Annotated in this window: 12 protein-coding genes and 1 tRNA gene; 9 read left to right on the top strand and 4 right to left on the bottom strand. The window is 55.2% G+C overall.

Annotated elements, in window-relative coordinates; genetic code table 11:
* The first annotated feature begins 142 nt into the window (after positions 1 to 142).
* The 7 genes from WCE46_RS07025 to WCE46_RS06995 are packed head-to-tail and all read left to right on the top strand — an operon-like array spanning position 143 to position 8,419.
* Positions 143 to 394, top strand: a complete 252-nt coding sequence (locus WCE46_RS07025) for a DNA-directed RNA polymerase subunit H (RefSeq protein ID WP_422191172.1) — start codon at positions 143 to 145, stop codon at positions 392 to 394.
* Between the two features lie 9 nt (positions 395 to 403).
* Positions 404 to 1,972 carry a DNA-directed RNA polymerase subunit B'' gene (locus WCE46_RS07020; RefSeq protein ID WP_422191170.1) on the top strand — a complete coding sequence of 523 codons (1,569 nt, stop codon included), beginning with the start codon at positions 404 to 406 and terminating at the stop codon, positions 1,970 to 1,972.
* Positions 1,969 to 3,783, top strand: a complete 1,815-nt coding sequence (rpoB, locus tag WCE46_RS07015; RefSeq protein ID WP_422191168.1) for a DNA-directed RNA polymerase subunit B — start codon at positions 1,969 to 1,971, stop codon at positions 3,781 to 3,783. The genes WCE46_RS07020 and rpoB overlap by 4 nt, the downstream gene beginning before the upstream one ends.
* A gap of 10 nt (positions 3,784 to 3,793) precedes the next feature.
* Positions 3,794 to 6,433, top strand: a complete 2,640-nt coding sequence (locus WCE46_RS07010) for a DNA-directed RNA polymerase subunit A' (RefSeq protein ID WP_424732989.1) — start codon at positions 3,794 to 3,796, stop codon at positions 6,431 to 6,433.
* A gap of 5 nt (positions 6,434 to 6,438) precedes the next feature.
* On the top strand, positions 6,439 to 7,611 hold the full coding sequence (rpoA2, locus tag WCE46_RS07005; RefSeq protein WP_424732988.1) for a DNA-directed RNA polymerase subunit A'': 1,173 nt from the start codon (positions 6,439 to 6,441) through the stop codon (positions 7,609 to 7,611).
* 42 nt (positions 7,612 to 7,653) lie between these two features.
* The gene (locus tag WCE46_RS07000; protein ID WP_424732987.1) at positions 7,654 to 7,947 is read left to right on the top strand and encodes a 50S ribosomal protein L30e; all 294 of its coding nucleotides are present in this window, start codon (positions 7,654 to 7,656) and stop codon (positions 7,945 to 7,947) included.
* Position 7,948: 1 nt separating this feature from the next.
* Positions 7,949 to 8,419 carry a NusA-like transcription termination signal-binding factor gene (locus tag WCE46_RS06995; protein ID WP_424732986.1) on the top strand — a complete coding sequence of 157 codons (471 nt, stop codon included), beginning with the start codon at positions 7,949 to 7,951 and terminating at the stop codon, positions 8,417 to 8,419.
* A gap of 116 nt (positions 8,420 to 8,535) precedes the next feature.
* On the opposite strand, the gene WCE46_RS06990 is transcribed toward WCE46_RS06995, so the two are convergent.
* From WCE46_RS06990 to WCE46_RS06980, 3 genes are all read right to left on the bottom strand, one after another.
* Positions 8,536 to 8,610, bottom strand: a tRNA-Arg gene (locus WCE46_RS06990).
* A gap of 221 nt (positions 8,611 to 8,831) precedes the next feature.
* The gene (locus WCE46_RS06985; protein WP_424732985.1) at positions 8,832 to 9,230 is read right to left on the bottom strand and encodes a DUF473 domain-containing protein; all 399 of its coding nucleotides are present in this window, start codon (positions 9,228 to 9,230) and stop codon (positions 8,832 to 8,834) included.
* 6 nt (positions 9,231 to 9,236) lie between these two features.
* Complete coding sequence (locus tag WCE46_RS06980) at positions 9,237 to 9,965, bottom strand: proteasome assembly chaperone family protein (protein WP_424732984.1); 729 nt, start codon at positions 9,963 to 9,965, stop codon at positions 9,237 to 9,239.
* Positions 9,966 to 9,999: 34 nt separating this feature from the next.
* Between WCE46_RS06980 and WCE46_RS06975 the strand changes: the two genes are divergently transcribed.
* Both WCE46_RS06975 and WCE46_RS06970 read left to right on the top strand, forming a co-directional pair.
* The gene (locus WCE46_RS06975) at positions 10,000 to 10,317 is read left to right on the top strand and encodes a DUF5611 family protein (RefSeq protein ID WP_424732983.1); all 318 of its coding nucleotides are present in this window, start codon (positions 10,000 to 10,002) and stop codon (positions 10,315 to 10,317) included.
* Positions 10,318 to 10,376: 59 nt separating this feature from the next.
* The gene (locus WCE46_RS06970) at positions 10,377 to 10,934 is read left to right on the top strand and encodes a YkgJ family cysteine cluster protein (RefSeq protein WP_424732982.1); all 558 of its coding nucleotides are present in this window, start codon (positions 10,377 to 10,379) and stop codon (positions 10,932 to 10,934) included.
* 81 nt (positions 10,935 to 11,015) lie between these two features.
* Here WCE46_RS06970 and leuS read toward each other — a convergent pair whose 3' ends face one another.
* Positions 11,016 to 13,796 carry a leucine--tRNA ligase gene (leuS, locus tag WCE46_RS06965; protein WP_424732981.1) on the bottom strand — a complete coding sequence of 927 codons (2,781 nt, stop codon included), beginning with the start codon at positions 13,794 to 13,796 and terminating at the stop codon, positions 11,016 to 11,018.
* Between the last annotated feature and the right edge of the window lie 40 nt (positions 13,797 to 13,836).

Raw genomic sequence — 13,836 nt, 5'->3', positions numbered from 1 at the left:
GCTCAGTTCGGTAGAGCGCCTGGCTTTTAACCAGGTGGTCGGGGGTTCAAATCCCTCCGGGCCCGTTACCACGATCCAATCGTGGATTTTTTGCGGTGATGCATCTGAGAGGCAATCGTTTCATCTTTAAGGGGGTTTTTCATTGAGCACCAAACTGAATGTGTTAAAGCACGTAATGGTGCCGGATCACCAGCTCATGAGCGAGGAGGAGGTTTCAGCGCTCCTTTCCCGCTACCATATTACTACGGAACAATTACCAAAAATTTACCATGACGATCCTGCTGTCAAATCCGTCGACGCAAAAGTCGATGATGTGATACGGACTATCCGCAAGAGTCATACCGCCGGCAGAGCCGAAGCGTACCGACTCGTGATCAGGAGACCCAAGAAATAATGGCCGGGGGTGGTCTATCTGATTGACAGAAGTGTTTTATCGAGGGCATACTTTGCACGGGAGCATGTTGCGCGCCACCAGCTTGACTCCTTTAACTATTTCCTGACAGAGAATCTTCAGAAAGTGGTCAATGAACAGAAGATCATCGAGACCGACATCGAGAACCGGGGCAAGAACAATGAACCGGTCTGGGTCGAGCTCGGCACAATCGAGGTAAAAAAGCCGCTTGTACGCGAGGCTGACGGATCGCAGGGTGAACTGTATCCGTGCGAAGCGCGCCTGCGCAACCTTACCTATGCGGCACCCATCCAGCTCGGGTTGACACTCGTGCACGGTGAGGACCGGCAGGAACCGATTGTCACAACTATCGGGCAGCTGCCGATTATGGTCGGGTCGGTTGCCTGCAACCTGTACGGGATGAGCGACGACGAGCGCGTCTCCCACGGCGAGGACGCATTTGATCCGGGCGCCTATTTTATTGTCAACGGTACCGAGCGCGTGCTTATGACGCTCGAGGATCTTGCCTCAAACAAGATCATGACCGAATTTACCGAGCGTTACAACGAGCGGATTTATGTCGCAAAAGTATTCTCGCAGTTCCGGGGATACCGCGCTCTCGTTGTCGTGGAACGCAACAAGAAGAACCTTTTGGAGGTCTCTTTCCCATCCGTTGCAGGACACCTGAAATTTGTTGACCTTATGCGCGCGCTTGGTATGACTAACGACCAGGAAGTCGTTAACGCGGTTTCGACTGATGAGGATATCCTCACCTTCATGATGCAGAACCTTGAAGAGAGCGAGTGCGACTCTGTCGAAGGCGGTGTCATGTATGTGGGTAAGAAACTCGCACCCAACCAGACCAAGGATTACCAGAAAAAGCGTGCCGAGTTCGTGCTGGATAACTACCTGCTCCCGCACCTCAACTACGCACTGCCAGTGACGCTTAAGGAAGGCGACGAAGGATATGCGGAGGCGCTCGTCTCAATCCGCCTTGCAAAAGCGCACTTCCTTGGTCGCATGGCCGAAGCCTGTTTTGACCTTGTCTTAAACAAACGCCGGATCGATGATAAGGATCACTACTCGAACAAACGGCTCAAACTGGCCGGCGACCTCATGGAGGATCTCTTCCGTATCTCGCTCAACCGGCTGACCCGTGATATCAAGTACCAGCTTGAACGGGCGAGCATGCGTCACCGTGACCTGTCAATTGCAACTGCCGTCAGGGCCGACGTACTCACCGAGAGACTGCTCCATCCGCTCGCCACCGGTAACTGGGTGGGGGGAAGGACGGGTGTGTCCCAGCTTCTTGACCGTGTCGATCACATGGCCGTGCTCTCTCACCTGCGCCGTGTCATCTCCCCACTCTCGCGTTCACAGCCTCACTTCGAGGCCCGTGACCTGCATCCGACCCAGTGGGGCCGGATCTGCCCGAGCGAAACACCTGAAGGGCCGAATTGTGGTCTGGTGAAAAACTTCGCACAGATGGTCGAGATTAGCAAGGGTGTCAACGATGAAGAGGAGATCATGCGTATCCTGCATACTCTAGATGTCGAGCAGATCCGGGGTGAGGTCCGATGAAAAAGTCACGAGTATTTGTTGACGGGGCCTTGGTTGGTCTCGTCGAAGACCCAAAAGCCCTTGTTGAGAATATCCGGGTCATGCGTCGTCAGGGTGCCGTATCAAGCGAGGTAAATGTCTCGTATAAGGATTTCAACGGCGATGTGGTAATCCTGACCGATCGGGGCCGCGCACGCCGCCCCCTGATCGTATTAAAAGACGGCAAGAGCCTCATCAGTGACGAGGACATCAAAAAGCTCGCAAAAAAGGAGATCGATTTCTCCTACTTCGTGAAGCACGGGATGATCGAGTTCATCGATGCCGAGGAAGAAGAAGACCTCTACATCGCGATGAACCCTGATGACATCACACCGGAACACACGCACTTGGAGATCGATCCCTCGCTCATCCTTGGTATTGGTGCGGCGCATGTCCCGTTCCCGGAGCATAATGCAAGTCCGCGTGTCACGATGGGCGCCGGGATGGTCAAGCAGGCCCTCGGATTTGGCTCGGCAAACATGAAACTCCGGCCCGATACCCGGGGTCACATGCTACACTACGTCCAGAAACCGCTCACTCACACCCAGACCTCTGAACTGATAGGGTCGGATGACCGGCCTGCCGGGCAGAACTTCGTCGTAGCTATCCTTTCCTATGAAGGCTATAATATTGAAGATGCGCTCATCTTCAACAAGGCCTCGATTGACCGGGGTCTCGGCCGTTCACATTTCTTCAGGACCTACGAAGGCGAAGAACGCCGGTACCCGGGCGGCCAGATCGACCGGATCGAAGTGCCGGATGAGGATGTCAGCGGGGCTCATGGTGCTGAGTCCTACAAGAATCTTGACGAGGACGGTGTCATCAACCCCGAGACGATTGTCGCGGAAAAAGATGTCCTTATTGGGAAGACCTCCCCGCCCCGGTTCCTTGAGGAACCCTCAGGGGAGCTCATTGCCGTGGAGAAACGCCGCGACACCTCGGTCACCATGCGGAGCAACGAGCATGGTATCGTTGATACCGTTATCATCACCGAGGGCGAGAACAGTTCGCGTCTCGTCAAGGTGCGGACCCGCGACCTGCGTGTGCCCGAGATCGGCGACAAATTTGCATCCCGCCACGGTCAGAAAGGGGTCATCGGACTGATCGCGAGCCAAGAAGACATGCCCTTTACCGAGAGCGGACTTTCCCCGGACCTTGTCATCAACCCCCATGCAATCCCGAGCCGTATGACCATCGGGCATATGCTCGAGATGATCGGTGGCAAAGTCGGGTCAATGGAAGGCCGGCGGATCAATGCAACCGCATTCGGTGGCGAAATTGAAACAGACCTCAGAGCATCGCTTAAAAACCTCGGCTACTCCCATACCGGCCGTGAAGTGATGTACGACGGTATCACCGGTAAGGCATTCAAGGCCGATATTTACATCGGTGTGATCTACTACCAGAAACTGTACCACATGGTATCGTCAAAGATGCATGCCCGCTCCCGTGGGCCGGTGCAGGTGCTAACCCGCCAGCCGACCGAAGGTCGTGCCCGTGAAGGCGGTCTCCGGTTCGGTGAGATGGAACGTGATGTCATGATCGGCCACGGTGCCGCAATGGCCTTAAAGGAACGCCTGCTCGATGAATCGGATAAGGTGCAGGAATATGTCTGTGCCCGGTGCGGGATGGTGGCGATGCTTGACCGCAAGCGCAACATGACCCGGTGTCTTGCCTGCGGTAACGAGACTGATATCTACCCGGTCGAGATGAGTTACGCGTTCAAGCTCCTGCTGGATGAGATGAAGAGCATGGGGATAGCACCCCGCCTAAGATTAGAGGACGTCGTATAGGAGGTGCGTCATGCCAAGCCCAAAGCGAATTGGAAAAATTGAGTTCGGATTGCTGTCTCCAAAAGAGATCCGGGAGATGAGTGTCAGGAAGATCATCTGGGCAGATACCTACGATGATGACGGCTTCCCCTACCCGCAGGGACTGATGGACTTAAACCTCGGTGTCATCGACCCGGGGCTGCGGTGCAAGACCTGCGACCAGAAGGCAGCCGACTGCCCGGGGCATTTCGGGCACATCGAACTTGCAAAGCCCGTTATCCACGTCGGGTATACGCGGCTTATCAGGAAACTCCTGCGTGTTACCTGCCGGTCATGCGGACGGGTTCTCCTGTCTCCTGACGAAGTGGAAAAAGTTGTCGGGACGGATGAGGATCAGACCGGAGACCAGATCTCTGAAAAGGATGTGAAAAAGGAGCGCGTCTGCCCGCACTGCGGCGAACAGCAGCTCAAGATCAACTTCGAGAAACCAACCACGTTCTCGGAAGTGATGGTCGAAGAGGGCAAGAAGGTCGAGCACAAGCTCACCCCCGCCGACATCCGTGCACGCCTTGAAAAGATCCCGGATGAAGACTTGGTTTCACTCGGGATCAACCCGAAAGTTGCCCGGCCAGAGTGGACTATCCTCACCGTGCTCCCGGTACCCCCGGTCACCATGCGGCCTTCGATTATCCTTGAGAACGGGCAGCGGTCTGAAGACGACCTCACCCACAAGCTCGTGGATATCATCCGTATCAACCAGCGGTTCAAGGAGAACCAGGATGCAGGGGCACCCCAACTGATCATCGAGGATCTCTGGGAACTGCTGCAGTATCACGTGACGACGTACCTGGACAACGAAGTTGCCGGGTGCCCGCCGGCCCGCCATCGCAGCGGAAGGCCCTTGAAGACACTTTCGCAGCGGCTCAAGGGTAAGGATGGCCGGTTCCGTGGCTCACTGTCCGGTAAGCGTGTGAACTTCTCCTCGCGTACCGTTATTTCCCCGGACCCGAACCTTTCGGTTACGGAAGTAGGTATCCCCCTTGCAGTTGCAAACGAGATGACGATCCCCGTACGGGTTACCCCGTACAATATCGAGGAACTCAAGCAGATCGCCCGGACCGGCCCGCTCCGCCCCGACGTCAATTCCCCCTGCGGCGCAAACTACGTGATACGGCCGGACAACCGCCGTCTCCGTCTGGGCTCGGATAACCTTGACACGGTTGCCGACATGATCGAACCCGGCTGGACCGTCGAACGCCATCTGCGCGGCGGCGATATCGTGCTCTTCAACCGGCAGCCGTCCCTGCACCGGATGAGCATCATGGCGCACCGGGTAAAAGTCATGGATGGCCGGACCTTCCGGCTCAACCCCGCGGTCTGCCCGCCATATAACGCCGATTTCGATGGGGATGAGATGAACCTCCACGTCCCCCAGACCGAGGAGGCACGGGCAGAAGCGTTTATCCTCTGTTCAGTCCAGGAAAACATTCTCTCGCCTCGTTTCGGTGGTCCGATCATCGGAGGTATTCACGACCATATCTCGGGTATCTTCATGCTGACCCACGATATGCGCTGGTTCAACAAGGAAGAGACCCTCTATCTCTTAAAGCCGGTGAAGATCGAGCACATGCCCCCGGCCGGTAAGACCGAGAACGGTATCGAATACTGGAGCAACAAGCAGGTATTCTCCCAAATCCTTCCCGACGCACTCAACATGGTATTTAAAGCCAGTTCCTGCCAGAACTGCGACACCTGCAAGAAAGAACTCTGCGAACGTGACGCATATGTACGGATCTTTGACGGGAAACTGGAGTCGGGAACCATCGATAAGAAAGCGATCGGTGCGTTCGACGGCCAGATTGTCAACCGTATCATCCGGGTATACGGCATGAAGCGTGCGACAGAGTTCATCGACCAGGTTACCAAACTCTCTATCCGTGGTATCATGTTCGACGGTTTCTCGTTTGGGATCGATGACGAAGACCTCTCCAAGACCGAGTACGGCCAGATCGATGATGTATTAAAGACTGCCACGATCGATGTAACCCGTAGGATCAAGATCTACGAGGATGGCCAACTCGAGCCGATGCCCGGGCGTACCATTGAAGAAACGCTCGAGATGCAGATCATGCAGGTGCTCGGGAAAGCCCGTGACCTGACCGGTCAGATTGCCGGCCGCCACCTTGGTCTCGGGAACAGCGCTGTCGTGATGGCGGTCTCCGGTGCCCGTGGGTCGATGCTGAACCTGACCCAGATGGCAGGTTGTATCGGTCAGCAGTCAGTCCGTGGTGAGCGTATCGTCAGAGGTTACGACGACCGTACTCTCCCGCACTTCAAGAAAGGTGATCGGGGTGCAGATGCCCACGGGTTTATCGCGCACAGTTACAAGGGCGGCCTGAATCCGACCGAGTTCTTCTTCCACGCCATTGGTGGCCGTGAAGGCCTTGTCGATACGGCAGTCCGTACATCCCAGAGCGGGTACCTCCAGCGCCGCATGATTAACGCACTGCAGGACCTCAAGGTTGCCTACGATGGCACGGTGCGGACAACCGGCGGACGGATCATCCAGTTCCAGTACGGTGAGGACAGCACCGACCCCACGAAGAGCGCATTCGGAGACCCGGTCGATGTCAGAGGCATTGTTGAGGCCGTGTTAAAAGAGGAGGTCTGAACATCATGATACCGGATAAGTTCGAAAAGAAGATCGAGGCTGCAGACCTTCTGCCAAAGACCAAGGACCAGCTGCGTACGTTCCTTGACGGAAAGGAAATTACCGATGGACAGTTCAAGGAAATCCTGGACCGTGTCATAAAGGAGTATCTCTCGACCCGTATCGAGCCCTGCGAGGCAGTCGGTGTAATCGCCGCACAGTCTATTGGTGAACCAGGTACCCAGATGACGATGCGTACCTTCCACTACGCCGGTGTCGCGGAAATTAACGTGACACTGGGTCTGCCCCGGCTCATCGAAATCATGGATGCCAGAAAAGAGCCCAGCACCCCGACCATGACAGTCTATCTCGAACCCGATTATGGTATCGACCGGGACAAGGCGCGTGAAGTCAGCTGGCAGATTGAGGCAGCCCCGCTGCATGAATTCGGGGATATCACCACCGACATGGAGAACATGCAGGTGGTCGTCCACCTCAACACCAAGGTCTGCGAGAAACGCAAGATCTCACCCGCAGAGATTATGGATGTCGCGCCAAAGAAGATCCGCGACCGCCGGCACTACCGGGACTTCGAGCACGATATCGATGAGGCAAAGGCAACCATTATCTTTACTCCGAAGGACAGGGAGAGTTACCAGAACCTCTTCCAGCTTGCCGAGCACGTAAGAAATGTCATCGTCCAAGGTATTGACGATATCCTCCGGGTCGTCGTCAGGAAAGAGACCGGGGAGTATATACTTTATACTGAAGGCTCCAACCTAAAAGACGTATTTGATGTCGTGGGTGTGGACACCACACGGACCCGCACCAACAACATCAGTGAAATCGCCCAGGTACTCGGTGTCGAAGCAGCGAGAAACGCAATCATCCACGAGGCCCAGTCAACCCTGAACGAACAGGGTATCCTTGTGGATGTCCGGCATATCATGCTCGTTGCAGACATGATGTGTATGGAAGGCGAAGTCAAGCAGATTGGCCGGCATGGCATTGCCGGTGAGAAGGAAAGTGTCCTCTCCCGGGCCGCATTCGAAGTGACCGTCAACCACCTGCTCGACGCTGCAGTCGCAAACGAGACTGATGAACTGAGCGGGGTCACCGAGAATGTCATCGTCGGCCAGCCGATCCAGCTCGGTACCGGTGATGTCAAACTGGTGGCTGTCAAGCAACTCGACAACTAACGATTAAACCAGACAAACTAAAACTACCAAGGAGAATTGCACATGGATTTTAACGCTTCATTGAGAAGAGCGATCAAGACCGGAAATGTCATTCTCGGTCAGAACAACACGGAAAAATGCATAAAAGAGGGCAAAGCACAGATGATTGTCATCGCGGCAAACTGCCCGGAGAACTTTAAAAACCAGCTCACAGGGTATGAGAATCTCTTTATCCACACGTTTGAGGGGTCGAGCGTTGCTCTCGGCAAAGCATGTGGTAAACCCTTCATGGTGAGCACACTCGCCATTGTAAGCCCTGGCGAGTCAGATATTCTCTCCCTCAAGAGGACGGCATGATATGGTCGAAGTCAAACTGACTGAAGACTGTATGCGCCTGATCTCCCAGTTCGAATCGCTGACGGGCGCGGGAAGCCGCGACTGTGTCATTGATGAGCGTAACGAGAGACTGATCTTTGTCGTGAACCCCGGGGACATGGGGCTTGCGATCGGGAAGAAAGGAGCATCCATCAAGAAGGCCTCTGAAGTGATGGGTAAGAAGATTGAGGTCGTTGAATATAACAGCAACCCCGAACAGTTTTTGAGAAACTGTTTCCTGCCTGCCAAAGTGACAAGCATTGTCTTTACCGGCGAACCGGATGCCCAGTCTGCCACGGTTGATGTCAGTGACGAAGACCGGGGTATTGCAATCGGCAAAAACGGCAAAAATATCTTCAAGGCAAAAAAACTGGCACTGCGTCAGTACAACATCGTCGACGTGCAGATCCTCCAGCAGCCGGGTGAAGAAGCCGCTCCGACTTCAGTCGAGTAATCATTTTCCTTTTTTCACGTTCTTGTAAGTATTTATTTCCGTCCCGGGTAAACCGGGCATTTTTGGCGCAGGTTACCCCGTACCGGCACGGTTCAACACATAAAAAAAGTACTCTACGGGCTTGGGGGGATTCGAACCCCCGACGTCCGGGTTAGAAGCCCGGCGCTATGTCCAGGCTAAGCCACAAGCCCTCGTGACGCCTATTAAGTTCGTGTTCAGGGCTAATTAATCTGCTTCCTCCTGCACTGGTAGTCGTTTAATAGGAGAATTACAAAAAGATCCTTGTCGTCCTGTTTTGCACCGGGAGCCCGGGACTGATCAGTATTTCCCTGTTGATTGTTTCTTAAAAAAATCAACGCAGGTGTAATGGTATGGTTTTTTTCAACAGTATCACGGAAAAAAGTATTCTTTCTTACCCTGCATGATAGCACGAGGATTTAAGCACTTCCACCTGCGTCGGGGCACAGAGACTTTCATGGAAGACTTCCTTTACCGTGGATGAGGAGCAGTATTTTACCTGCACCCGGGCCGACATCCGTTCCCGCTCCTCGTAATATAACCCTTGGGAGTATTCCACGATCCGTTTCATGGAGATCACCGATGAGAGAAGGTCCACGCAGATCCCGGCATCCCCCGGGCCTAAGTCTTCGATATCGATCGAAGTCATGAAGAGATGGACTTCGGGTCCGGGCTCGACACCAGCCATGGTCACAATGTTATGGGCACTCTGAAGTTCGATGGTGCGGGGTTTTCCTGTCCGGAGATCCCGGATCACTTCAGGCGATATACCGGTTAATGCAGCGCATTTCATCGTGGATCACCCGTACATCGGCAGATCTTTTTTCGGTGTCGTATCTGCGGATTGCTGGACTTCTTCGGAAAGCTTGTGCATGCTCTGTTCGATCTCCTCTGCCTGTTCCATGAGGGGCTTGACGTCAAGGCCAAGGTTGTACATCTTGTTGAGCACCTCGATCGTCGCTGCTGACGAACGCGGATCGGGTGCGTTGACAGTCTCTCCCAGGAGCCCGTAGGCTGGTATGCCCCGGATCTTGCATCCTGTGAGGATACTTGATGCAATACCCGAGATGCTCCCTATCGGCAGGACAACCGTGAGATCCTGTATCCGCTGGAGGGCTTCGGTTGTTGTCGCAACGCCAAACACGCGCTTCTCCGGCTCGTTTGTTACGATCCCGGCGATGGTGAGCACTTCTTTTGGCTTGTACGGCGCAAGCCAGTCGAGGATGCCGTTTGAGATCTCGTAGCAGATCATGGGGTGGATCGGGATGTCGGCGACGATTGCAGCGATATCGTTTTTCATGTACAGCCTGACCGGGTCGTTGATCACACCCTTGTTCATCATGGCAAGGGGGGGGAAGTACCGGGAGGTCATGGTGCCGGCCAGCTCAAATTCGAGCTGGTCGACCATGTACTGGAGGGCGATAGTACCGACAAGTCCGCTCCCGGGGAAACCCATCAGCACCGAAGTGCCTTCACCGTGAAGCGGTTTTGAAAAGATCTGGAGATCATGCGAGGAATCGGTCGTCATTAAATTAACATACACGCACTACCTAAAAAAGTGTATGCAGGAGTACCCCATCAAAAGAGGGCTTACTAAAGACCTCGAACCACGAATCGTTGCAGAACTCAAAAACTGCTTCGGCGTTGAGCCGGAAAAGAACGGGAAAGCATACCGGATCCGGTTCGGCGCCCTCAAAAATCTGGAAGCGATCTGCGGTGCCGATGGAAAAACACTCCGGATAAACACCGAATCCGATACCACGGCAAGTGATGAGGTGATCATCGACACCAACAAGCGGTTCAGGAAATTCCTGGACGCAGCGACGGGTTTCTCCACGAAGGAGCGGGTAAAGCGGGCAAAAAGCGTGGCTGAGGAATAACTCCTCGCTCGCCCTCTTCATTTTTTCCTTTGCTATTGCACACTGATCGTGGTACGGGCATGGTAACGTTTGACTGCGACGGCTGCGGAAAATGCTGCACAAGTCTTGGCGCATACATCAGGATCGAGCGTCAGCTAACTGAACAGGACTATTACTGCAGGAACGGGATCACCGACGAGGTTTTCCCGGTTCACGTGCAACCGGAGTTCGCTGATGAGATCGATGAGGAATTCATCTCAGGAAAATGGGGTACATCAGGTTCCCGCACGGGCTGTATCTTCATGCGCAAGAACCCTGAAAGACCGGGAGCGGTATGTGCGATCTACCCGACCCGGCCGCAGATCTGTCGGGAATTCCGGTGTTATCACATGGTGATCTTTGATTCCCGTGGCGGGGTCGCAGGCAGAATGATCGGGAGAGCGGATATCCAGACTGCCGATCCCGTCCTTGCCCGGATCTGGATCGAGGAGATCAGACCTCTTGTCATAGAGGCTGTATCCGGAACGCCACCGGATACGTCTCACCTGATAACCCTACCATCCGGCGATCCCGGATGGATGCAGAAGGTATCCGCGATACTGGCATCCCACGGGTACCGTGGCGAGCCGGTGACGTGATCCACCCCAGGATCACGACGTTGGACTCACCGGTTTTTCAGGGTAGCAGCCCCGACCGTCTGATACGTGAAAAAAAGGAGATTATTCGATCACAATCGCCGGCTTGAACGGCAGGGCAGTCGCCCCTTTTGCATGGCCGCTCGACTCCGCGTCGGTGATATGGACCGGGACACCAAACTCCTTTTCGAGGAATGCCTGTGCCGCCTCAAAGACCGCACGCTCGTTGAGCGGCTCTTTTGCAAGCGGTTCCACGACCTGTGGGGGCAGGCGGTGGATGAGGGTGGTGCACTGCTTTGCCGCATCGGTCGCCTCTTTGCCCCGCTTCTTCATCTCGTCGTTCTTCATGATCTCCTTGATCACCGTGTTCCGGTCGGTTGACTGTGCAATCGTCCGGAAGACCTCGTACTTCCATGCGGGAGCGAGCACGATAGAAAGCGACTTTGGCGTGAGCTGGATCAGTTTTTTGATCGATTCGATATCCTCTACCGTGCGGGCGAGGAGTTCCTCGGCAAGCTCGATCTTCGTGTTGATGAGTTTCTCGTCTGCGACCGGCCATTCGGCAAACGAGATGAGATCCCTGTTTTCCATCTCCGTCCACAAGTGTTCTGCCGTGAACGGGATGAACGGCGCAAGGAGCCGGGTCCAGACTGAACAGAGCGTGGCAAGTTCCCTGCTGCCATCGCAGCCTTCGGGCAGCCGGCGGCGGTACCACTTCAGGTCGGTCTCGATTCCAAACGAGGCTTCCTGCAAGGCCTGCCGGGTCTGGAAGTTTTCGAGAGCCGCGGTCATCTTTACGATGTGTTCCTGGAGCCGGCTGATCAGCCAGCGGTCGATGTCCTGTGGCTCGCCCTGTGCCACTTTCAGTTCCATAATGGTCGCATAGAACCGCTCGATTTGCTTTTTCGTGGATAGGACGAGTTCGTTTCTCCAGTCAAAGTCCTGCCATGGCTCGGCGCTGCCGGTCAAGAACATCCTGACGGTATCGGCACCGAACTCGCTAACCGCATCCTCCAGCAGGAAGACATTTCCCTTAGATGACGACATCTTCGCGCCGTTTAAGAGGCCCATACCGAAAACGACCATGCCCTTCGGGAGTTTGTCCTTCGGGAAGATCGTTACATGGTGGAAGATCTGGAAGGTGAGGTGGTTACTGATAAGGTCCTTTGCCGAGAACCGGAAGTCGTACGGGTACCAGTACAGGAACTCTTCCCGCATCGCGTCGAGTTTCTTCTTCTCGGGCAGGTCAGGGGACTTTTTCCCGAGGAAAATGTAATCGAAGACTTCAGGAATGAGGAGTTTCGGGTCGATCTCCCGGATCTTATGGGCGATCGTGTAATAGGACATGTAGACGGTTGAATCGGAGAGCGGCTCGATAAGCTGGGCCGGGTCCCACGGGAACTTCGTCCCAAGGCCGACACGCCGGGTGCAGGCCCAGTCCTTGAGCCAGCCGACCGTTCGGTCGAACTCGGTGCGGACCTCGGGGGGTACGAGGGCCATGTCCTTTAAGTGGTCGCTGACCTGCTGCTTCCACGCGGGGTCGCTGTACTTCAGGAACCACTGGTCGTGGAGGATCTTGACCTTGACCTTGTTCCCGCACCGGCAGATGACAGGGCGGGAATCGAACTCGTACATGACGACTGAGTCGTACTTGTCGAGCATCTCCTGCGCCATATCCTCGCGTGCGACCCGGACCGGTTTTCCGCCGAACTTTGCGAACAGTTTTCCTTTTGAGAACTCGGCAGAATAGATCTCCTGCGTGAGCGCATCCATCCGGCTGTCCATCTGGTGGTGGATGCCGGCCCGTTCTATCGCGTCCTGCGCCGGGACTTCCCCGTAACCCTCAACCTTGATCAGGGGAACGGGCTTGATGGTCGTGTACTTTCCCTGCTGCTGGAGGTCACGGAGGGCGATATAATCGAAAGGTGCGTGGGCGGGTACGCTCATGACCATCCCGGTCGCCATGTCGGGGTCGACAAAGTCAGCCGGGAGGATCGGGACGATGCCGCAGAGCGGGTGGCTGACAGTCTTGTCGACGAGATCTTTACCCGCGATCTCTTCTTTTACCTCGACCGTGTGATCCTGCAACACGAGTTTTTCTGCGGCTTCCTTTGAGACGATCCAGGCCTTGCCGTCGACGAGCGCCTTCACGTAGGTGACGTTCGGGTTTGCCCAGAGGTTGGTGACCCCGTGAATCGTCTCGGGCCTGAGCGTGGCGGTGGGGATGAACGCATCGCCGAACCGGAACATGACGAGCGTGAACTTGATCACTTCTGCCTTGTCCCCTTCGAGGAGATCGTGGTCGCCGACCGGGTTGTCATCGACCGTGCAGTACCGGACCGGGTGCACGCCCTTGATGACATGTCCTGCCTCGTACAGGTGTTTCCACTGCCACTCGACGAACTTGCTGTAAGTCGGGTCCACGGTGATAAAACGCCGTCTCCAGTCGATCGAGAGACCGCACGAGGTCATCACGCGCTGGTACTCGGCAGCAAAGTGCTTGACAATCGTCAGCGGGTTCGTGAATTCTTCCAAAACGTTCTGCGGGACCTTATAGAGGTCGCGGTACAGGTGGATCGTCTTTGGATCGTTTCTCGCGATCCTCTTTGAGATACCGACGACCGGTGCTCCCGTGACATGGAACGCCATCGGGAAGAGCACCTGTTTCTGCCGCATCCGCCAGAACCGTGCGATCACATCGGGGACGATGTACGTCCGGCCGTGGCCGACGTGCATGGCGCCGCTCGGGTACGGGAACGCGACGGTTATGTAATATTTTTCGCGGTTCGAAGGGTTGGACTCAAACGCGTGGAGCCACCGTTCGTGCGCTTCTTCTTCAAATCTGCCCAGATCAAATTCGCTCAAAATCCCTTCACCTCTCCTTATAGTATGTGAAAGTATTCTT

This window comes from Methanoregula sp. (assembly GCF_049690535.1).
Taxonomy (GTDB): domain Archaea; phylum Halobacteriota; class Methanomicrobia; order Methanomicrobiales; family Methanospirillaceae; genus Methanoregula.
Note: the sequence above shows the minus strand (reverse complement) of the source record. Positions and strands in the feature narration are given on the sequence as shown.

What these genes read in the sequence shown, in the direction of transcription:
- rpoB (WP_422191168.1), top strand. Translation starts at nt 1,969, where the DNA reads ATGAAAAAGTCACGAGTATTTGTTGACGGGGCCTTGGTTGGTCTCGTC.
- WCE46_RS07010 (WP_424732989.1), top strand. Translation starts at nt 3,794, where the DNA reads ATGCCAAGCCCAAAGCGAATTGGAAAAATTGAGTTCGGATTGCTGTCT.
- rpoA2 (WP_424732988.1), top strand. Translation starts at nt 6,439, where the DNA reads ATGATACCGGATAAGTTCGAAAAGAAGATCGAGGCTGCAGACCTTCTG.
- WCE46_RS07000 (WP_424732987.1), top strand. Translation starts at nt 7,654, where the DNA reads ATGGATTTTAACGCTTCATTGAGAAGAGCGATCAAGACCGGAAATGTC.
- WCE46_RS06995 (WP_424732986.1), top strand. Translation starts at nt 7,949, where the DNA reads ATGGTCGAAGTCAAACTGACTGAAGACTGTATGCGCCTGATCTCCCAG.
- WCE46_RS06985 (WP_424732985.1), bottom strand. Translation starts at nt 9,230, where the DNA reads ATGAAATGCGCTGCATTAACCGGTATATCGCCTGAAGTGATCCGGGAT.
- WCE46_RS06980 (WP_424732984.1), bottom strand. Translation starts at nt 9,965, where the DNA reads ATGACGACCGATTCCTCGCATGATCTCCAGATCTTTTCAAAACCGCTT.
- WCE46_RS06975 (WP_424732983.1), top strand. Translation starts at nt 10,000, where the DNA reads ATGCAGGAGTACCCCATCAAAAGAGGGCTTACTAAAGACCTCGAACCA.
- WCE46_RS06970 (WP_424732982.1), top strand. Translation starts at nt 10,377, where the DNA reads ATGGTAACGTTTGACTGCGACGGCTGCGGAAAATGCTGCACAAGTCTT.